Source organism: Pedobacter indicus, from assembly GCF_003449035.1.
Taxonomy (GTDB): domain Bacteria; phylum Bacteroidota; class Bacteroidia; order Sphingobacteriales; family Sphingobacteriaceae; genus Albibacterium; species Albibacterium indicum.
In genome coordinates this window covers 3,175,926-3,196,770 of sequence record NZ_QRGB01000001.1, presented here as the reverse complement: position 1 = coordinate 3,196,770, position 20,845 = coordinate 3,175,926, and the positions used below count along the sequence as shown (strand labels likewise).

Below are 20,845 nucleotides of genomic sequence, written 5' to 3'. Positions count from 1 at the left end.
CCACGAAGATGAACAATAAAAATAACGAACGAGTTTACAAAATGTCCTTTGCGGGTGTTTACCCACATTACATTACTAAAGTAGAGAAAAAGGGACGTACGAAAGATGAAGTGAACGAGGTTATCTTTTGGCTGACAGGTTATAATGAAAAAGACCTGCAAGAGCTTATTGATAATAAAACGAATTTTGAAGATTTCTTTGGCAAGGCTCCGAAGATTAATCCCAACGTCTCGAAGATAACAGGCGTAATCTGCGGTTATCGTATAGAGGAAATCGAGGAGCCGCTCATGCAAAAAATTCGCTATCTTGATAAGCTGATTGACGAATTGGCGAAGGGTAAAGCGATGGAAAAGATTTTGCGTTCTTAAGTTGCTTCTCTGTGAGATGTCGATTATGGATAATGACGTAGTGGACTAAAAACTTGGTTAAGATGAAAGTGGATTCAAGATGGAATGCGTCCGCATTTCATCCGCATTTTCGCCAACAAAATGCGGATTTGATGTGCTGGGAATTCTCTTTGTTTCCAACTCGATTTGGAAGATGTTATCAACAGCATTCGGATCGGGGATAGATTAATGTAGAAATAATTTTATTTCTCGGGTAAGCTTTCTTATATTTAGTTTAATAATAACCATTTATAACGAGAACCTAATCAATTCTCATGACTATTGAGCAAACAAACTAAAACCTAAGCTGAAACGAACTATCTTATGAATCAATTCAACGCTTTTTTTAAAGGCTGTATATTTTGTTTAATGATTATCGGGTGCCTACCCGTATTTTCTCAAGACTTAGGAGGCGGCTTTGTCGACCATGGCGTGGCATCTCCAATTTCCAACCATCGAGGTACGGTGGCGACAGTCGACGGTGACGGGCGAAACGTGGTACTTGTTTGGCTTTTTGATCATCGTGGCGGTTATGCGTTGCTCATGGTTGACGCAGAAACAGGTGAAAGCGAAGAGTTTACGATACCTTTCCCACCCAACAAGGACACGCCTTATTCATCTATACTTTCAAAAGACAATAAGCTTTATACGCTCTTTAACGGACATTTCGTCGAATTTGACCCTGAGAAAAGGGCGTTTACATTTCATCAGGCCGTTAGCCGACAGATGGCGATGGGAATGACTGAGGACGATCAAGGGAATATTTGGGCAATAACCTATCCGAGTAGCGGTGTAGTTTCATTTAATCCGCAAACTCGTGAATTGACTGACTACGGGTACGTATACAAAGAGAATTGGGCACAGTATCAGCGCTATGTTGCATCCGATGATGCTGGTTGGATTTACTTTGGATTGGGGAATACGGCTAGTCAGATTGTCGCTTTTGATCCCTCAACCGCGAAAGCTCAAGCGGTATTGATACCAGATGAGCGTGAGCGAGGTAGCGCTTTTGTTTACCGAAACGAGAATGGAAAAGTATATGGTCAGGCTCTTCGAGACGATAGTTTAGAATGGTATGAACTGTATAGAGGACAGGCTAAAAAGATCGGTACAGGTCATGCAATGGATGCTAAATCTTACATAACAGGAAGTCAGACTCTTTTTCACAGACACTTTCCGGATGGCAAGATTCTCAAAGAATGTAATCTGACAACAAGACGTTTGGTAGTTGAAGACCCGAAGGCGAAAACGAAGAAAGAGTTAAGCTTCGATTACACAAGTGAGGGTGCCTGGGTTATGGGCATTGGTGTTTCCCCCGATAATAAAATAAGTGGAGGTACGTCTTTCCCGATGCGTTTTTTTAGTTATGACCCCGTTCAGGATCGTTGGGAGAATAAGGCAGCGCCTGGCCAGTTTAACGCTTTGACCCGTCAGGATGATGCTTTCTTTTTTGGGGTATATCCGGGGGGCTCTTTAATCGAGTGGCGTGATGGAAAACCCGTACACTTTATTAAAACAACTCCGGTTATTCATCGTCCGCATCGGCTGCTAGCTTACCCCGACGGGAAGACTCTAATTTTAGGAGGTACACCTGAATATGGATATACGGGAGGCGGCTTGCTTTTCTGGGATCGGGAAAAGGAAACAAGTGTTTTGTTGAAAGATTCGAGCATCGTTCTGGACCAGTCGACCATGAGCCTCGTAGCACTTCCAAAAGGGAAGATTTTAGGAGGGACAACGACGGCGCCGGGTACAGGCGGCGAGAAAAAAGCGAAAGTGGCGGAACTCTATATAATGGATATAGAGAACCAAGAAATGAAATGGAATCAGGTGGTTTTACCCGGTGTGCAGTCATATACAGATATGTGTCACGCGCCAAATGGGTTGATATACGGTTTGGCAGATAGGAAAATATTCTTTGTTTTTGATCCTGAACGCAAAGAGCTTGTCCACCAATATGATCTGACTGCCGAGTTTGGTATCACTGCTGGGGAACAATCTCCACGTATTTTTGTCCACGGAGAAGAAGGGGAAACCTATCTTCTTTTGCGAAAAGGTATTGCTCAGATTAATCCGCAAAACTATCAGATTAATTTACTGGCTGAGTCTCCCATACCCATTGATGCGGGGGGCGATTATCTGACGGGACGGATTTACTTCGTCGGCGGATCTCATATTTACAGTTACCAACTCAAACCATCGAAATAATTACGAATATTAAATAAGTTAAGAATGAATAAGCTATATCCGCTATTGATTATCGTTTCCCTTCTTGGTATTTCAGTATCTAAAACAGTTGCTCAGTCTGATTGGCCTTTTTACTCCAGTATTGAGAACTTTAAGAAGCAAGACAGTGTTTCCTTCCCCAAAAAGGGAAGTGTTTTATTTATCGGTAGCTCGTCTATTGCCCGTTGGGATGATTTAGAAGAGTCGTTTTCAGGGTATCCCATTATTCAACGGGGCTTTGGAGGAAGTGAATTTAAAGATATCTTGCATTACGCGAAGGATATTATTTTTCCCTATCAGCCAAAGGCTATTTTCTTATATGCTGGTGAAAATGATCTGGTAAAAGGCAGTAACGTAGATGAAATATACAAGACTTTTATTGAGCTATATAGTCAGATCCGGAAGGAATTGCCTGAATCAGATGTATATGTAATCTCTACTAAACCAAGTGAAAGATGGCTTGATTATCAGGATGAAACCGTAGCATTAAATAGTCGGCTTGAAGCATTGAGTAAAAAAGAAGGGCCGAAACTTCAGTATATTGACATCTATAGCGGAATGGTCGACGAAAAAGGGCGTCCGAATCCGGAGCTTTATGTGTCAGATAAGTTGCACCTATCGCCTAAAGGTTATGCGGTATGGGTAGAAGCTCTTAAGAATCAGGCATCCATATTTAGCAAGCCTTTTGGACGACGGGCTGCTAAACCCTTAAATATCCCTCCTTTCATAGAAAAAGAAGCTCGTAGTCCGCAATATCCCCTCAAGACAGGGCGGACGATATATTCCGATGCAGAACTTGCTGTGGCGACGGCCGCCATTGAGCGGTATCCTGAAGCTAAGAAAGTGAAGCAAAACTTAATTAAAGCTGCCGATGCATGGCTGGATCGTTCTGATGAGGATCTCCGTGATTTGTTAGCGGATGCTCGGGTGCCGCGTTCTTTTGATTTGAGCCCCAAAGGTTGTCCGGAGCACGGTGAAGAGGTATTTAAAAAAGGTGCCTACCCATGGATACTTGACCTCTCGCAGCCTTTTAAGGTTAAATGCCCAATAGGTGGAGAAGTGTACCCGTCAAACGATTACGAAAGTTATTATTTAAGCGATTTTGAAGAGAAGAAAGATTGGGATACTCAATATGTTGATGATGGTTGGGGCTGGGTATCCCCGGAAGGTGAACGCTATTGGTTTGTAGCCTATGCTAATCACTGGATATGGCACGGACATGTGAACGGTGGAATTTTAAATTTAGCAAGGGCCTATTTGTTGACTGGCGATAAGCGTTATGCTCATAAAGCGGCGGTTATGTTGTATCGCTTGGCTGAGGTTTATCCGGAGATGGATTATGCTAATCAATCGCGTTATGGACTGATGAGCAAAGCTGAGAACCGGGATTATCGGGGAAAAGTAGTGAACGCAATTTGGGAAACCGGTTTTATACGTAATGCCGCTGAAGCTTACGATGCGATTTGGGATAGTATTGATGATGATCAAGTTCTGCAGCAGCTTTATGGTAAGGATGGAAAGGGAATCAGATCATTTATCGAAGCGAATCTGCTAGAAGAGGCGGTGGATGCCTATGCTGAAAGAAAGATTTTAGGAAACTTTGGAATGCATCAGTCTGCTCTACTATATACTCTATTGGCACGCCAGCATATGGATACCGAAAAATATATCCATTTAATCGTTGATGAGCCTGGCGATAGTCGTGGTTATACTGGATTGCGTTACGCGCTTTATAACAGCATTTTCAGAGACGGCCAGGCTTTCGAGTCTCCCGGTTATAATCTGCTTTGGGTGTCCAAGTTTGCAGATCTGAGTGAGTTACTGAAAAAGGGGGGTATTGACCTTTATAAAGACCCGCGACTGAAGCGTGTTTTTGACGGCCCTCTGGAGGTGGTTGCCGCAGGCAAATATACGGTGGATTGGGGAGATACGGGAAACACGATTGGAGATGCGCTCGGGCGAAACCCTAATGTATATCAGGAAGCTTATAATGTTTATAAAGATCCTCGTTATCTCGACTGGCTGGCCAGTGCAGATCGGGTCGGTGGTAACGCCTATTCGGGTTTTAATTCGCTGTTTCGTGATATTTTGCCCGAAAATCCTGTGCTTGCAGACAATAGAGCCGTTGCTCCTCAAAAAAGTCGTCTGTTGGCTGGCTACGGTCTGGGAATATTAAACGATAAGAAAGATGAAACGGCTCTCGCTTTTACCTATGGGATGCATTTTGCTCACTACCATTGGGATTTTCTAAACTTTGAGCTTTTTGCCAATGGTCAGAAGATGATGCCGGATTTGGGCTATCCAGATGCGATGAACGCATATGTGCAGGAAGTCTATACATGGTCAAATAACACAGTCAACCATAATACGGTCGTTGTTGACGCTAGTAAACAAAATACGAATCGGCCCGGCGTTTTACATAATTTTGCCGATGGCGAATTCGCCAGGACGATGGACGCCTCGTCACCAGCCTATTCCCAAACGTCTCAATATAGACGTAACCTGACGATGGTGGATGTAGGAAATGGTCAAAGTTATGTTGTTGATTTCTTCCGGGTAGCGGGCGGGAAGCAACACGACTACATACTTCATGGTCCACCGGGCTCTGTTTCATTGCAAGAAGGGATTTTGGGTGATAAGCAACCCGGCACACTTGCCGGGCCTAATGTAGCTGTTGGTGAAATTTACGACAATGCTAAGCTGGCAGCCGAAGATTACTCCGGAGGCTATACCGGCTATCGAGGGTCAGGCTTTCAGTATTTATTTAATGTTCAAAGTTTAGACGGTGAACAACCTATTGTTCAGTATCATCATAAACGTGACGACGCTGCGCGCCTGCGAATCCATTTATTAGGCTTGGGAGCACAAGATGTTTACATGGCCGATGCATTTGATAAGCCACGCGCGAAAGATCATTTGATCAAATATTTAATTTCAAGAAGAAAAGGAGGCGGTTCAGATACACTGAAAAGTACTTTTGTTAGTGTTATGGAGCCCTATCAGACAAATGCGTATATCGAGTCGGCTAAAGTTGTCCATTTGAAAGAAGGTGAAGGGATAGCTGTGGAAATAGAGCGTGCAGATGAAAGAGATATCGTTATTAACGATATTCATAATAGCAAGAAAACGATGGATCTTTATGCTATCGAAACGGATGCAAATACAGCAGTCGTTACAATAGACAAAAATGACGTTTTAAGACGTGTGTTTATTAGCAATGGAACGTATTTAACTTACAAGGGTAAAAAATTTGTAGCTGATCCGATAGAAGGTATCGTAACTGATTTCGATGTCAATACAAACGAAATTACTGTAAAAATAGAAAGGGGCAAAAAAAGGGGATCGTATAATAATCCAAGCACAGCCGTTCATTTTAGCAATGCCTATCAAACTGTGGTGCATCCTATCAAAGATATTTCAGAACGTCGTAAGGTTTGGAAGATCAAAACTACGGACGACCTGTTGACTGGTGTTGCGCGTTTGGATAAGGTAGAGGACAAGGTTGCTGTCAGCAGTACCTATCTGCCTTTTTCATGGTTTTATAATGGAGTGACTCTCCTGGATGATAATAAGATTCCGGTAGCCAAAGTAGAAAAGGTAGAAGGAGGGAAAATTGTCATGGCCGAAGAGCCTGCACGCAAAATTGCTGCAGGCGATGATGTATGGTTTTCGACCGTAGGTGTAGGCGACCGGGTGACAATTAAACCTGCTCTGTCGTGGACGGTTGATTAGACGCGAGTTTGCTGTTTCGATATCCATAGAGGAAATAGATTGCCAAACCTAATATCATCCATACCATAAACCATTTCCAGCTCACCAGTGGGATCTCGATCATCATGTAAGAACACATCAGAACGCCCATAATTGGTATAACTGAATAGTTGCGAACGAAGGTCATGATTGATATAAAGAACGCGAAAATGAGGAAAATGATAAACAAAACTTCCTGTGTATTACCGAGGTTAAACTCAGTAAATGCAGCCACAGTACGATTTCTGAATATATAGACAAAAAGCAGGAAAAGGGCAGGTATAATCCATTTTCCGTTCAGATAAGGCAAGTTGAATTTGCCTTTTTCCTTGATTTTTGGTGGTAGAAATAAAACTCCTCCTGAAACTAAAATAAATGCAAACAAAGTTCCGATACTTGTCAGGTCGGTAACTAGATCACTCTCAATAAACAATGCGCCGATACCCACGATAACACCGGTTATTAGCGTTGCGAACGAAGGTGTTTGGTACTTGGGGTGGACTTTCTGAAACCGTTTCGGCAATAGACCGTCACGGCTCATTGACATCCAGATCCTAGGCTGTCCAATCTGAAATACCAACAGAACCGAGGTGGTAGCTACAACGGCGCTTATAGAAACTATCTTTTCAATCCACGGCGCGCGTTCTTCGAATACGAAAGCTAAAGGGTCGCTTACGTTGTTGAAATGTGAGTAATGTTCGATGCCGGTTAAGGTTAGTGCAATTAAGATATATAAGCCGGTACAAATTAAGAGTGAATAGATCATTCCCCGTGGCATATCGCGTTGCGGATCTTTTGTTTCTTCGGCCATTGTGGATATTGCATCGAAACCGATATAAGCATAGAAAACAGCAGAAACGCCTTTTAAAACACCTTCAAACCCATTTGGAAGAAACGGTCGCCAATTATTTGTATCAACGAAGAAAGCTCCGGCAACGATGACGAACAAAATTACAGCCACTTTGAAATAAACCATAAAGTTGGCTGTGCGTTTACTTTCTTTTATTCCGATATATGCGAGCCAGGTGACTAATGCGACAATAATAAAAGCCGGAAGATTGAAAAATATCTTCGTATCGCCGAGCATCGGCGCGCTGTTATAAGCATGGATTGCAAACTCGTATGCTTGAACCTGTTTAGCCGACAATTCTACTCCGGAAGAAAGCATGGCGGTTGATTCTAAAAATGCATTCTTGGCTGTCATCGGGTCGATAATCATCCAGTCTGGGAGGTGGATATTAAACAAGTGTACCAAGAGGTTATTGAAATAACTACTCCAAGAAATCGCAACGACAATGTTGCCGATAGAGTATTCTAGGATAAGCGCCCACCCGATAATCCACGCGGCGAGTTCGCCGAAAGCTACGTATGAATAGGTGTAGGCACTTCCGGAAACCGGGATACGGCTGGCAAATTCTGCATAACACAAGGCTGTGAATCCGCAGGTGATTGCTGTAATAATGAATAAGGTCGAAACCCCCGGTCCACCATTATAAGCAGCGGAGCCTATTGTGGAAAAAATACCGGCACCAACTACGGCCGCTATTCCCATAAATGTCAAATCTTTGACAGATAATACTTTTTTAAGAGGGTTAGCATCTGCTTCTTTTTCTCGGATGAGTCTTTCAATGGATTTTTTTCGAAATAAATTTTTAAACATGTATGTGTTGAAGGTTTCGAAAAATGAAAGTAGGTATTTTTTTATAGAATGGTGAATTTTTAGAAAAAAGCAAGTTTGATAATATTGCTTTCCATAACATGTACTTTTTAATTCAGATGATTAGCAATAAGTATAAGTCACATGTTTTATCGAAAATAATTTAACATCTCTAGTTTGCTATAAGCAGCTTTTTATTTTTACAAAGGTGAAATCTCTTTAGCGATTCCGTTTTTGTCGAAAACCTGAATAGAAGGATTGCCCAAGCTATCTACAATAATGCTTATCTTTGGTTTCTCATCCGGACCATTGATGATCAAACCTGCATTACCGTTTTCAGTTGTCAGTTTCATTCGTGATATATTGCTGCCAGGTTTGCCAGATAAATCTTTATCGTTGATCAATATCCCGGCTCTAAAATTGTCACCGTTGAGATCTTCTTGGGTTAGAAGCCCAATTGCGTCTGCATTGGCATAGTCAAAAGCGATGGCACGTACCCCTGTTTCATTTATTTTGGAAATGGCGATACCTCCCGTTTCATCTCCTTTTTCGTCGTAAAATATAATGCCCGCAGGAGCATTCATTCTTTTGTATTCTTTCCCTGCGATAACCGGGTCGGGCATCAGTTCTTCGTTTGATATGACAAGGCGGTTACGCCCATCTTCATCTACGATATTGATGCGCTTGACTGATATTTCTTCAAAAGAAGTTAAGATCGCATTATTTGAAGTGAAGGAATAGATTAACAGGAGTGTAGTAGCAACTACATAGATCACCATAAATACTTGGAAGAAGTTTTTTTTCATTGATGTGAGTTTAGGTTTAGATCGTTTGATTTTCATTTTTAAAGATAAAAAATATTGTCAGAAAATATACTCAGTTGCTTTTTATCCACGCTGAAGAAGGGTATCATCATTAATCAAAATAAGTGATAACTTACTTTGTTAGTATAATCTAACTTATTAGATTTGTATAATCTAATAATGTAAATAAGGAATAAAATAAATGAAAGGATTTAAAGCACTTTTTACTGTATTTTTTACGTTTATCGGTTTTGTAGCTTACACTCAAACAGGCAAATTATCGGGTCAGATATCGGATAGCGAAGGCACGAGGATTTCCAAAAATTTTGTTCTTAAAGGTGACACGAATGAATTAGAACAGGTTGTTATTTCGGGTACAATGAAAGAAGTTTCTAAACTTGAAAGTCCGATTCCGGTGGAAGTCTACACCTCCAAATTTTTTAAAGCGAACCCTACACCTTCTCTTTTTGATGCATTACAAAATATTAATGGTGTCCGTCCACAATTGAATTGCAATGTATGTAACACGGGTGATATCCACATAAATGGTCTGGAGGGTCCCTATACAATGATATTGATTGACGGAACACCTATTGTAAGTGGTCTGTCCACCGTATACGGACTAAGTGGAATTCCTCAGTCGCTAATTGATCGCATTGAGATTGTGAAGGGGCCGGCCTCTACATTATATGGCAGTGAAGCCGTCGGCGGATTGATCAACATCATTACCAAAAGACCAGGTACGACACCCATTGTTTCAGCTGATGTTTTTGGCACCACTTGGGCGGAGCTCAATGCCGATCTGGGTGCTAAGTTTAGTGTCGGCAAAAGAGCACAATCCTTGGTAGGCCTTAACTATTTTAACTACAATAACCCAATCGACAATAACAACGATAACTTTACGGATGTTACACTTCAAAACCGAGTTTCAATATTTAACAAATGGAGTTTTGATAGAAGCGATAACCGGATATTTACCTTAGTAGGACGGTATATTTATGAGGATCGCTGGGGCGGCGAAATGGATTGGGAAAGAAAATACAGAGGGGGAGATGAAGTTTATGGTGAAAGTATTTATACTAAGCGTTGGGAGTTGTTTGGAACCTACCAATTACCAGTTAGCGAACGCATCTTGTTCCAGTTCAGTGCCAACGGTCATGACCAGAATTCAATGTACGGAGACAGTCCTTATATAGCCGATCAGAAGATCGCTTTTGGACAATTAACCTGGTTTAAGACCCTCGGGAAACATGCCCTGTTAACAGGTCTTGCCTACCGCTATACCTATTACGATGACAATACCCCCGCAACGGCAAGTGCCGATGATTTGGACAAAAACAAGGCAACTCATACCAACCTTCCGGGAGTCTTTATTCAGGATGAAATCACGTTGAATGAGAACAATAAACTTCTGCTGGGAATGCGTTATGACTACAATTCGCTTCATGGTAGTATTCTTACGCCGCGTGTTAATTATAAATGGAGCTCTGCAAATAAGGACAACGTATTACGATTAAGTTTTGGTAACGGTTACCGGGTTGCTAATGTGTTTACCGAAGATCATGCGGCATTGACCGGCGCACGTGAAGTTATGTTTATTGATGATCTGAAGCCGGAAACTTCCTGGAATGGCAATCTTAATTTTGTGAAAAAGATATATGCAGGAAACACCTTTATCGGATTGGATGCAACAGCTTTTTATACCTATTTTGATAACAAGATCATCGCAGATTACGATACTGATCCGAATAAGATTATTTATGATAATTTAGATGGACATGCTGTGTCTCAGGGTGTTTCATTGAACATCGATATTGCTTTTCTCAATGGTTTGAAAATAATGGCTGGCGCGACAGCGATGGATGTCTATAGCAAAGAAGATGGTGAAATAATAAGACAGTTGTTCACAGAAAAGTTTACCGGAACATGGAATATAGGTTACACATTCCGTAAAAGTGGTCTTACATTAGATTACACAGGTAACCTGTACGGGCCGATGCGTTTGCCGTTGTTGAGCTCTACCGACCCACGGAGTGAATATTCTCCTTGGCGGAGCATTCAGAATATCCAATTAACTAAGAAATTGAAAGAAGGTATCGAGATATACGGAGGCGTCAAAAACCTACTCAACTGGACACCGAATAAAGGTAATCCCTTTATTATCGCCAGAGCTCATGACCCATTTGACAAGAACGTACAGTTTGATTCAAGTGGGCAGGCGATGGTGACACCGGACAATCCTTATGCGCTGACGTTTGATCCATCGTACGTATATGGTCCGAATCAGGGAATTCGAGGGTTTTTAGGGTTACGTTATAATCTATACTAATTCAATGAATTATTCAATGAAGAGACTGGGTTTGGTTTTTATAATGGTTTTCCTTCTGGGTAGTATCGCTACTGCCCAGAGGAAAACTTTTGCCATTGAAGATGTCGATAGCCTGATGCAAACAGAACGGAAGCCGTATATCCAAAGCATACCCAGGTTATTCACTTCCTCATTTAATCCAGATATTTTCAACTCCATTTCCTGTTCATATTTGCGGTGTATCAGCCGTATCAACCAAAAGCAAATTCCCGTGATAATAATGACCAATAATAACGTACCTACCCAAAATTTTTGATACAAATTGTCTAACTGCATTTGGATGACGTTTATGTTAGCGTGGCTTGCCAACATCCATTCTGTTCCCCTTACTGGATAAACACTTACAATTTCAGAGCCCCGGTTGGCACTCTTTCGAAACGTTCTGATACCTGATTTGATTGCCCATCGTTGAGAAGTTTCTGAAAGCTTTGTTTTTTGTCTGAACCGGAGAAGGTAGAATTCCCGGCATCTATTCTAGTGCCTATCAAAGATGGATTGGGGTGGCACAGTTCTATTCCTTCCGTATTGTACATGCACACAAATTCACTTTGAACGTCTGTAGGCTTTTACAGTTTATAAAACCCAAAGAACCGGAATATATGCCTGTAGGTAATCTAACAGGCGTACCTGACGAAGTAAATTCCATCATCCGAAAATCATGCTTTAATTGTCATTCCACAGAAACAAACCTGGAATGGTATGACAAATTTACCCCTGTCAATTTTTTCGTTTATGAGCACATCCGGGAAGGGCGTAAAGCAATGGATTATTTTTCGAAGTGAGATTCGCTAGCACCTACACAACAAAATGCAAAACTTTACTATTCACTCAATAAAATTCTGGCAGGGGACCGTTCTATATCGCAACGATCTTGCTTATAATTATGCCAAAACAAGTGACGAGGGCAACTATCCGACGGGCTCGGTATTATATCTTGTAATCTGGCGGTTACAGGAGGATGAGCAGTGGTTAGGAGCCAATATTCCCGGGAAAGTTAAAAAGATGAACGGACTGTGTTTTTGGATGATGATTCTGTCTAGAAACTAGCCGTCCCAGTCTTGTATAGGACTTGTTTTACATATCCTCGTGGTGGCCGGTCGGTGGTTTCGGTATGGACATACTCAAACAGCTGTTCGAGTATGTCCATACCGAAACCACCCAAGAGGTACGAAAGCGACATACAAACGAAGGAGTGTAAGCTTCCCTTAAAACCGTTCTGAAACCGGATAATGCTTATATTTCTTATAAAACCCTTCCAATGTGAAACGAAGCGATGTCTTGGGAAGGTATTGTGTTCCTATAACGTAATGGGTGGATTGTGTGTAGTCCATTTGCTTATTAATGAACCTTTGATTCCTATCTTGGTAGCCCAAAGCGGTGTAGGTTGGGATTTTGAAATAAGTTCCAATGGATCCGGTTAAGTCGATCTGCTTGTTTATATGGTAAGCGAGAGATAAGCGTGGAGAAAGAGTCTTTAAAGGATTTTTACCGTGATCGGTAAAGGAGTTCATATCGGTGCGAACTCCCGCAGAAACGAGGATGTTTTCGTTAAACAGGTTTTTTGAAGCCTGCAAAAATGCACCATACTTCCAGAAATTGATATCACTTTTAAAAGATAGGCTGGTTTCGGGTCCAGTCTTCAAGAAGACGTCTCCAAAGTAACTTACATTTTGGATAGAGAGACCCCCGCTGAGCTTCCAATCGTTTATAAATTTATTGATGTTCCAACGAAATTTATTTTCTATTTCATATGAATTGATTGCGGAGGTGCGTTGACTTTCGATACGGTTCTGGTCTTCATATTTGTCGATACCGTTTTCGTACCGATTCCTACTGATAATGAAGTTAATATAGCCGTCTTCGATTTGCTGACTTAAATTGAAACCCACGGTATAGTTCCACTGGTTTATATAGGGTGATGATCTTAACACGTAGATGTTTTCTGCACTGGCTTCCTTGGTAGGGGCAAAGCTAAAATTATCAATACCGCCGAGACCGATGGATGTTAACGTCAGTTTGTTGTTAAACTTGTGGGTGACTTTATATTGGAAATCGTAGAAATTAGGACGGATTGGGAGGTCTATCAGTTTAAATAAAAGCCCTAAATATGATTTTCTTCCCGAAGCCAAAAAGGTGGTTCGTTCGGAAATCGGGCCTTCTAATGTTAGAACGGATTCAGTAGCACTTACCCGAATGTTGCCTGACAAACGTTCGGGGTTTCCATCCCGCTGCTTGATTACGAATGTTGATGCTAAGGCATTGTCGTACCGGGCATCAAAGGCTGAGGAGGTTAGTTTTAGCTTTCGATAAAGGACACGTTAAGCATGCCTTGGGCACCACCGGAACTGCCTTGTGTCTGGAAGTGATTCAGTATCGGTATCTCTATTCCATCTAGGTAATAAACATTCTCATCGGGTGCGCCCCCGCGGATAATAATATCGTTTCTGTCTCCGGTGCCATTACTTACGCCCACACCGGGCAGAGTTTGAACAACCTTGGAAACATCAAAGTTTCCGCCAGGACTGCTTTTGATTTCTTCCGAAGTAAGCTGTTGAAGAATGCTGCCGATAATGACACTATTTTTTTGTGCAAAGCTACTGAGCGGAAATAATATAATCAATCAATAAGCCTTTATGTGCTTCATTCTTCGAAACATTAACAAAAGCGCAAATTAAATAAAACTATTTAAGTATAAAAATATACTTTTTTTTAAATATTTGATATATTTGTATTCTAAAAATAAACTGAAGTGAAATACGATATTCTAAAAAATGTTGTCGATCTGCTTGAAGAATTTGAAGCGGAGAATTTATTAGAAAAAACATATCCTAATGATATCGAAGGTTTTAAAAAGTGGATAACTGTTAATTATAAGAACGATAATATAATTGAGCCTAATTGGGAAGGAAAGGAAAACGGGCGAAGTGCGGAAAGCGTAATCAATACATTAATTGTCCATATGAACAGATATGCCAAAAGTTACTCCAAATCGGCCATTTTCGGTTCAGACTTCTCTTCGCAGGAAGACTTCATTTACCTCATTAATCTAAAAGCATTTGGCGAAATGACCAAGATGGATTTGATAAAAAAGAATGTACACGAAAAACCTGCCGGGATGCAAATTATCAACCGTTTGATTGCGCAAGGCTGGGTTAATCAAACTGATTCTGAAGTCGATAAAAGGAGCAAGGTTTTGAAAATCAGCAATAAAGGTCTTGAAGCTTTAGAAAATCAAATGGACAAAATCAGAAAAGCAACCGAAATCGTTACAGGAAATTTAACGCGAAACGAAAAGATGGAATTGATCCGATTGCTTAATAAACTCAACGATTTTCATCAAACGATCTATGATAAAAATATCGGACCCGAATTCTTATTGAGCGAAATATTAAACGACAAAAAGCGATGAAGAATAGAATAGCCATTATCGGTTCCGGTTTCTCGGGTTTATCTGCAAGCGCATACCTAGCAAAAGCGGGTAATGAAGTCCACGTATTTGAAAAACACGACCAGGCAGGAGGGAGAGCAAGACAGTTTACTAGCGGACAAGGTTACGTTTTTGACATGGGGCCGAGCTGGTATTGGATGTCTGATATTATGGAAAGTTTTTTTGCGGATTTCGGCTACAAAACGTCTGACTTCTTCGAGTTGATTTCGTTAAATCCGCAGTTTGAAGTGGTTTTTTCAGAAGAGAAAATTAGTGTGCCTGAAAGTTTAGGCGAGCTGAAAATTTTGTTTGAGCAAATCGAAAAAGGCGCAGGTCTGCAATTAGAGAAGTTTATGCAATCGGCCAAGTTCAAGTATGAGGTTGGGATGAAGGATTTTGTGAATAAGCCTTGCCATAATTGGTCCGAATTTATTTCTCCGAAAATAGCCAAAAGTGCAATGAAATTGGATTTGCTGACGAACTTCAGAGCTTATGTTGCCAAACACTTTAAGAATGAAAAGTTAAGGACATTGATGGAGTTTCCTGTAATTTTTCTGGGTGCTTCCCCAAACAACATTCCGGCATTGTACAGTTTGATGAATTACGGGGGATATGCTATGGGAACACATTATCCGAAAGGGGGCTTTTATCAATTGGTGCTGGCAATGAAAAAAGTAGCCGAGGACCAGGGTGCAACTTTTCATTTTAATAAAACCGTTGAAAGCATAAATACACAAAATGGCACAGTAAGGTCTTTAACTATCCATGGCGAAACCTATGAATTTGATACTGTAATTGCTTCTTCGGATTATCATCACACAGAAACACTTTTAGACAAAGAATATAGAAATTATTCTGAAGCATATTGGCAAAACAGAACATTTGCACCGTCAAGTTTGATCTATTATTTAGGTGTAAATCAACCCATCCCCAACCTAAAGCACCATACACTTTTCTTCGAGAATGATCTGGACGAACATCTCGATTGCATTTATGGCGAGAAAAAATGGCCTGGGAAACCATTATTTTATGTTTGTTGTCCGTCAAAAACAGATGATGCCATTGCACCCAAAGGCAAGGAAAACCTGTTTTTATTAATGCCTTTGGCTATCGGGATAAAGGACGCAGAACCCGTACGGGAAAAATATTTAGCAGAAATGCTTTCAAGGATCGAAAGACATACAGGTATAATCGATCTGCAATCAAAAATTGAATATAAAAGGAGCTATTGCATCAGCGATTTTATTTCAGATTACAATGCCTATGATGGCAATGCTTACGGACTGGCAAATACACTCGGTCAAACTGCGGTTTTGAAACCTAAAATAAGAAATAAAAAGCTGAAAAACTTATTGTACACGGGTCAATTGACCGTTCCCGGGCCCGGAGTACCTCCGTCCATCATATCGGGTAAAATTGTAGCAAACGAAATAATCAAACTTAAACATAAAGAACGATGAAACAGCTTTTTGACGAACTTTCTTACTCGGTAAGCAAGATAACAACCCAAAAATACAGTACAAGTTTTTCCTTGGGAATTTTAGCTCTGAAACCGACCATCCGTTCTGCCATATATGCGATATACGGGTACGTAAGGTTGGCAGATGAAATCGTTGATAGTTTTCACGGGTACGATAAAGAGAAGCTATTGAATCGATTAAAAGCAGAAACCGACAATGCACTGCATGAAGGAATTTCGCTCAACCCTATTCTACAATCTTTTCAAGAAACCGTACGTAAATACCAAATTGAGAAAAAGCTAATCGAGCAATTTTTGCACAGCATGGAAATGGATCTGCAGAAATTAGATTACAATTCAGAACTATATAAGGAATATATTTTTGGTTCAGCGGAAGTGGTTGGGTTAATGTGCCTGCAAGTTTTTACGGATGGGAATAGGGAAAAATACAATGAACTGAAACCCTATGCAATGAAGTTGGGATCGGCTTTTCAGAAGGTCAATTTTTTAAGGGACCTGAAAGAGGATTATGTGGTTTTGGGGAGGACTTATTTCCCGAATATTGATATGTGCGTATTTGATAATGGTGTGAAATCGCAGATTGAAAACGAAATAGAAGAAGAGTTCAAAGAAGCCTTAGCCGGGATCAGGAAACTGCCCCATTCATCCATGTTTGGTGTGTATCTGGCGTATAAATACTATTTGTCTCTGTTCCGAAAGATAAAAAGTAAATCTTCCAAAGAGATACTGAAAAATAGGGTTCGTATTCTTAATTCCGAAAAGGCATTTGTGGCATTTAAAAGTTATATAAGATATAAAACCGCTTATTTATGATGAAATTTCTTGGTTTACTGATATCTGTCTTATGTTTACTGACAAGTTTTAATACAACCGGTTTGGATACAGTAAGGGCAAATTACAGCAAAGTGGTATCTGATAAAGAATTGTGTGAAAAAATGATTGCGGAATTAGCGGAAGCAAAGAACAATTCAGCTACACATTTGGCTTATTTAGGTGCTTTGCAAACCATTTGGGCCAATCACGTCTTTAATCCGATAAGTAAACTCAACACATTTAAAGAAGGGAAGAAAAACATCGAGCAAGCAATCAAAAAAGAACCTGCCAATGTGGAGTTAAGGTTTATCCGCCTTTCGGTTCAAAAAAATGCACCGTCTTTTTTAGGATATAAATCAAACATAAATGAGGATACCGAATTTATTAAGGAGAACCGCCACCAAATCGGGTCGGAGATTTTGAAGAAAAATATAGAAACGCTTTTAATAGACTAAGCTATGAAACACAGGTTATACAGGGAGCAACAATTGAATTGCGATATCGAAACAGCGTGGCATTTTTTCTCTTCTCCAAAGAACCTGTCGAAAATAACACCCAAGGATATGGGTTTTACCGTGCTGTCGGATTATAATAGCGAACAGATTGTTGAAGGAATGGTTATCGATTATATCGTTTCGCCGTTGCTGAAAGTTCCGTTGAAGTGGAGAACGAGAATTACCCATGTGACGCCCCATAAAAGCTTTACTGATTTTCAGGAGAAAGGGCCCTATAAATACTGGAACCATTTTCATGAATTTATCCCCCATAAAGGTGGTGTGCTGATGAAAGATACGGTAGATTATGAATTGCCTTTCGGCTTTCTGGGGAAGGTCGCCCATCGGCTTTTTGTGAAAAAGAAATTGGCGCATATCTTTGATTTCCGCTACGGAGTTTTGGAGAAAATGTTTAACCCAATAAAGAATTGATATGAATTTTTTAATCGTATTGCTCACGTTTACATTGATGGAAGGGGCAACCTGGATTATCCATAAATATGTTATGCACGGTTTTCTTTGGGTTTTGCACAAAGACCATCATGACCACAGCAATGAGGGCGTTCTTGAAAAGAACGACTATTTCTTTGTCATATTTGCTATACCCACGATTGCTTTGATGTATTTCGGTTCGCTTGAAAATTTCAACTATCTGTTTTATATCGGGTTGGGCATTATGCTTTACGGAATGGTTTATTTTTTTGTGCACGATATTTTTATCCACCAACGTATCAAATTTCTGTCCCAGACCCAAAGTGCCTATTTTTTGGCACTGCGCAGGGCACACAAACAACATCACAAACATATCGGAAAAGAAGACGGCGAATGTTTCGGGTTTTTATATGTGCCTTTCAAATATTTCAAAATGTATTTTAATTCCGCGAAAAAATGATGGGATATACTTACTCCTTGGTATTGTTTTTTTCGGTCGTTATTTGTTTCATCGCATCTTTTGACAGGCGGATTCTTTTTAACCGCCATTTTGGTGCGTTTATAAAGTCTGCAATCCTTGTGGCAATTCCCTTCATTGCTTGGGATGTATGGTTTACGGCAAAAGGTGTTTGGTGGTTCAACACAGATTATACGCTCGGAATAGCATTGGCTGGGTTACCAATTGAAGAATGGCTTTTTTTTATCTGTATTCCGTTTTCATGTGTATTTACCTATTTCTGTTTCGATAAGTTTTTCAGGTGGGAATGGCTATCCGGCTTAAATAACCTGATAGTTTTTGTCAGCGTCATTATTTGTTCGGTGATGGCTCTGTTGCACTTTGATAAGATCTATACACTGATCACGGCCACCGCTACCATTACAACCCTGATCTATCTGCATTTTTTTGCCAAGGCGGATTGGATAGGCAAAGCATCGTTGGTGTTTACGATATTGATGTTAGGTTTCTTTCCGGTAAATGGTGTTCTTACCGGAACCGGACTGGAAACACCAATCGTGAATTACAATCCCGGTGATTTTCTGGGTATACGGATACTAACGATACCTATTGAGGATGCCGTTTATGGATATACACAGTTCCTTTTGGTTCTTTATTTTTTTAAACGGTTTAAACATATAGATGATGAAAGCAAAAAATAAAATTTTAACAGTGGCCTTTTCCATAGGGTTAATTGCTCTTTTACATTCCTGCGCCTCGATCCCCAAAAGGGCAAAAGCAGTGAAAAACTTTGACGTCGATGAATATTTAGGCACTTGGTACGAAATTGCCCGATTTGATTCTCGTTTTGAAAGAGACTTGGACAATGTTTCCGCTCAATACAGTCTGAACGAAAATGGCAATGTCATCGTCTTGAACAGTGGCTATAATCATAATAAGCAAGAATGGAAAAAAGCGGACGGTTTAGCAAAGTTCAGAGGAGATAAAAATGTTGCAAAACTGAAAGTAAGTTTTTTCGGTCCTTTTTATTCTGGTTACAATGTGGTCGCATTAGACAAAAATTACCAGTATGCGCTGGTTGCGGGAAAAAACCTAAAGTATTTATGGATTTTATCAAGAACAAAGAACGTTCCCAAAGAGGTTAAAACAAACTACCTGGAAATTGCAGAAGGGATTGGCTATGATACCTCTAAACTGATCTGGGTAAAGCACGACAGGAACGATAATCCATTTTTGAATGAAAAATAAGGTCTCCGTTTTTTGGTTTCGCAGAGATCTGCGTTTGGAAGACAATGTGGGTTTGTATCAGGCACTTACTTCCGAATTACCCGTGTTGCCGGTTTTTATTTTTGATGAAACCATCTTAACTCAATTAGAAGATAAAAAAGACCGAAGGGTTGATTATATCTATCAGGTACTCTCGGCAATAAATAGCGGCTTGAAGACATTCAACGCAAGATTGAATACATTTTATGGAAATCCGTTGGATGTTTTTAAAATGCTTTCCGAAAAATATGCTGTTCAAGGCGTTTTCTGCAATCGGGATTATGAACCGCAAGCCATTAAACGGGATACGGAGATTTACCAGTTTTTCAACGAACAGAACATTCCTTTTAAGGCATTCAAAGACCAGGTCATTTTTGATCAAAACGATGTATTGAAAAATGACGGCACATCCTATACGGTTTATACCCCGTATTCAAAAAAATGGAAAGAGCTATTGACAGAAAAAGATTACAAGTCGTATAATCCTGATTGCACTAATTTTTTCAGACAGCGGTTTGCCGAAATTCATTCGTTGAATGAATTCGGTTTTGAAAAAACAAATATTACTTTTGATCCCCCGAAATTAGATGCAAAAATCATTGACGAATACGACAAATTTAGGGATTATCCTGCTATGCAAGGGACAACAGAATTGAGCATCGCTCTTCGATTTGGTACCATTAGTATTCGTAAATGCGTAGCTTTTGCATTGAACCACAATCAAACGTGGCTGAATGAATTGATCTGGCGAGAGTTTTTTATGCAGATCTTATATCATTTCCCCAAAGTGGTTAATCAATCTTTTAAATCGAAATACGATAACATCAAATGGCGAAACAATGAGCGGGAGTTTGAAAAATGGTGCGAGGGAAAAACAGGGTATCCGATTGTCGATGCCGGAATGCGACAATTGAACCAAACAGGGTTTATGCATAATCGTGTTCGGATGATTACAGCGAGTTTTCTGTGCAAACATTTACTGATTGACTGGCGTTGGGGCGAAGCCTACTTTGCGCAAAAGCTGAACGATTACGATTTATCGGCCAACAATGGAAACTGGCAATGGGCATCGGGTTCGGGTTGCGATGCTGCACCTTATTTCAGGGTGTTTAACCCAACTGTTCAAACCGAAAAGTTTGACAAAAAGTTGGAATACATTAAAAAATGGGTTCCGGAATTTGGAACAGATGCTTACCCCCAACAAATAGTAGAACACAGTTTCGCAAGAGAGAGAGCTTTGAAAGTATATGGAGAAGCCGTCAAGGAAAACAATCAATAACGCTTTA

Annotated in this window: 21 protein-coding genes; 15 read left to right on the top strand and 6 right to left on the bottom strand. The window is 40.4% G+C overall.

What is annotated here, in order from left to right; all coding sequences use genetic code 11:
* Nucleotides 1–8: 8 nt before the first annotated feature.
* The 3 genes from D3P12_RS14050 to D3P12_RS14040 all read left to right on the top strand — a co-directional run bounded on the left by D3P12_RS14050 (nucleotide 9) and on the right by D3P12_RS14040 (nucleotide 6,344).
* Entirely contained in the window at nucleotides 9–368 is a 360-nt protein-coding gene (locus D3P12_RS14050) for a DUF2200 domain-containing protein (RefSeq protein WP_118196531.1), read from the top strand.
* 342 nt (nucleotides 369–710) lie between these two features.
* On the top strand, nucleotides 711–2,594 hold the full coding sequence (locus tag D3P12_RS14045; RefSeq protein WP_157970362.1) for a Vgb family protein: 1,884 nt from the start codon (nucleotides 711–713) through the stop codon (nucleotides 2,592–2,594).
* Between the two features lie 24 nt (nucleotides 2,595–2,618).
* A complete protein-coding gene (locus tag D3P12_RS14040) occupies nucleotides 2,619–6,344 on the top strand; it encodes a GDSL-type esterase/lipase family protein (RefSeq protein WP_118196526.1) in 3,726 nt (1,241 codons plus the stop codon).
* On the opposite strand, the gene D3P12_RS14035 is transcribed toward D3P12_RS14040, so the two are convergent.
* Both D3P12_RS14035 and D3P12_RS14030 read right to left on the bottom strand, forming a co-directional pair.
* Nucleotides 6,313–8,022, bottom strand: a complete 1,710-nt coding sequence (locus tag D3P12_RS14035) for an APC family permease (RefSeq protein ID WP_118196524.1) — start codon at nucleotides 8,020–8,022, stop codon at nucleotides 6,313–6,315. The genes D3P12_RS14040 and D3P12_RS14035 overlap by 32 nt on opposite strands.
* Nucleotides 8,023–8,219: 197 nt before the next feature.
* Nucleotides 8,220–8,825: a hypothetical protein gene (locus D3P12_RS14030; RefSeq protein ID WP_157970361.1), complete on the bottom strand. Its 606-nt coding sequence runs from the start codon at nucleotides 8,823–8,825 to the stop codon at nucleotides 8,220–8,222.
* A 199-nt stretch (nucleotides 8,826–9,024) separates the two neighbouring features.
* Between D3P12_RS14030 and D3P12_RS14025 the strand changes: the two genes are divergently transcribed.
* On the top strand, nucleotides 9,025–11,151 hold the full coding sequence (locus tag D3P12_RS14025; protein ID WP_118196521.1) for a TonB-dependent receptor plug domain-containing protein: 2,127 nt from the start codon (nucleotides 9,025–9,027) through the stop codon (nucleotides 11,149–11,151).
* Nucleotides 11,152–11,160: 9 nt separating this feature from the next.
* Here D3P12_RS14025 and D3P12_RS14020 read toward each other — a convergent pair whose 3' ends face one another.
* Nucleotides 11,161–11,466: a hypothetical protein gene (locus D3P12_RS14020; RefSeq protein ID WP_157970360.1), complete on the bottom strand. Its 306-nt coding sequence runs from the start codon at nucleotides 11,464–11,466 to the stop codon at nucleotides 11,161–11,163.
* Nucleotides 11,467–11,531: 65 nt separating this feature from the next.
* On the bottom strand, nucleotides 11,532–11,723 hold the full coding sequence (locus D3P12_RS14015) for a hypothetical protein (RefSeq protein ID WP_118196517.1): 192 nt from the start codon (nucleotides 11,721–11,723) through the stop codon (nucleotides 11,532–11,534).
* Here D3P12_RS14015 and D3P12_RS15835 point away from each other — a divergent pair.
* Together D3P12_RS15835 and D3P12_RS14005 are read left to right on the top strand one after the other, a co-directional pair.
* Nucleotides 11,691–11,972 carry a heme-binding domain-containing protein gene (locus tag D3P12_RS15835; protein WP_394341521.1) on the top strand — a complete coding sequence of 94 codons (282 nt, stop codon included), beginning with the start codon at nucleotides 11,691–11,693 and terminating at the stop codon, nucleotides 11,970–11,972. The two genes, D3P12_RS14015 and D3P12_RS15835, sit on opposite strands and share 33 nt — an antisense overlap.
* A 25-nt stretch (nucleotides 11,973–11,997) precedes the next feature.
* On the top strand, nucleotides 11,998–12,237 hold the full coding sequence (locus tag D3P12_RS14005) for a hypothetical protein (RefSeq protein ID WP_118196513.1): 240 nt from the start codon (nucleotides 11,998–12,000) through the stop codon (nucleotides 12,235–12,237).
* Between the two features lie 158 nt (nucleotides 12,238–12,395).
* Here the strand turns inward: D3P12_RS14005 and D3P12_RS14000 are convergent, their stop codons facing one another.
* The gene (locus D3P12_RS14000; protein ID WP_118196511.1) at nucleotides 12,396–13,397 is read right to left on the bottom strand and encodes a TonB-dependent receptor plug domain-containing protein; all 1,002 of its coding nucleotides are present in this window, start codon (nucleotides 13,395–13,397) and stop codon (nucleotides 12,396–12,398) included.
* Nucleotides 13,398–13,486: 89 nt separating this feature from the next.
* Nucleotides 13,487–13,810: a TonB-dependent receptor plug domain-containing protein gene (locus D3P12_RS13995; protein WP_118196510.1), complete on the bottom strand. Its 324-nt coding sequence runs from the start codon at nucleotides 13,808–13,810 to the stop codon at nucleotides 13,487–13,489.
* Between the two features lie 129 nt (nucleotides 13,811–13,939).
* Between D3P12_RS13995 and D3P12_RS13990 the strand changes: the two genes are divergently transcribed.
* The 9 genes from D3P12_RS13990 to D3P12_RS13950 are packed head-to-tail and all read left to right on the top strand — an operon-like array spanning nucleotide 13,940 to nucleotide 20,838.
* Nucleotides 13,940–14,599, top strand: a complete 660-nt coding sequence (locus D3P12_RS13990; RefSeq protein ID WP_118196508.1) for a MarR family winged helix-turn-helix transcriptional regulator — start codon at nucleotides 13,940–13,942, stop codon at nucleotides 14,597–14,599.
* Nucleotides 14,596–16,077 carry a phytoene desaturase family protein gene (locus D3P12_RS13985; RefSeq protein WP_118196506.1) on the top strand — a complete coding sequence of 494 codons (1,482 nt, stop codon included), beginning with the start codon at nucleotides 14,596–14,598 and terminating at the stop codon, nucleotides 16,075–16,077. The genes D3P12_RS13990 and D3P12_RS13985 overlap by 4 nt, the downstream gene beginning before the upstream one ends.
* On the top strand, nucleotides 16,074–16,910 hold the full coding sequence (locus D3P12_RS13980) for a phytoene/squalene synthase family protein (protein WP_118196503.1): 837 nt from the start codon (nucleotides 16,074–16,076) through the stop codon (nucleotides 16,908–16,910). The genes D3P12_RS13985 and D3P12_RS13980 overlap by 4 nt, the downstream gene beginning before the upstream one ends.
* Entirely contained in the window at nucleotides 16,907–17,365 is a 459-nt protein-coding gene (locus D3P12_RS13975) for a hypothetical protein (RefSeq protein WP_118196501.1), read from the top strand. The genes D3P12_RS13980 and D3P12_RS13975 overlap by 4 nt, the downstream gene beginning before the upstream one ends.
* Before the next feature lie 3 nt (nucleotides 17,366–17,368).
* Nucleotides 17,369–17,836: an SRPBCC family protein gene (locus D3P12_RS13970; protein ID WP_118196499.1), complete on the top strand. Its 468-nt coding sequence runs from the start codon at nucleotides 17,369–17,371 to the stop codon at nucleotides 17,834–17,836.
* A gap of 1 nt (nucleotide 17,837) precedes the next feature.
* Nucleotides 17,838–18,296 carry a sterol desaturase family protein gene (locus D3P12_RS13965; protein WP_118196497.1) on the top strand — a complete coding sequence of 153 codons (459 nt, stop codon included), beginning with the start codon at nucleotides 17,838–17,840 and terminating at the stop codon, nucleotides 18,294–18,296.
* Nucleotides 18,293–18,994, top strand: coding sequence for a lycopene cyclase domain-containing protein (locus D3P12_RS13960; protein WP_118196495.1), 702 nt, complete (start codon nucleotides 18,293–18,295; stop codon nucleotides 18,992–18,994). The genes D3P12_RS13965 and D3P12_RS13960 overlap by 4 nt, the downstream gene beginning before the upstream one ends.
* Nucleotides 18,975–19,541, top strand: coding sequence for a lipocalin family protein (locus D3P12_RS13955; RefSeq protein WP_245977460.1), 567 nt, complete (start codon nucleotides 18,975–18,977; stop codon nucleotides 19,539–19,541). Before D3P12_RS13960 ends, D3P12_RS13955 begins: the two co-directional genes overlap by 20 nt.
* Nucleotides 19,531–20,838 carry a cryptochrome/photolyase family protein gene (locus D3P12_RS13950; RefSeq protein ID WP_118196491.1) on the top strand — a complete coding sequence of 436 codons (1,308 nt, stop codon included), beginning with the start codon at nucleotides 19,531–19,533 and terminating at the stop codon, nucleotides 20,836–20,838. The genes D3P12_RS13955 and D3P12_RS13950 overlap by 11 nt, the downstream gene beginning before the upstream one ends.
* The last annotated feature ends 7 nt before the right edge of the window (nucleotides 20,839–20,845 follow it).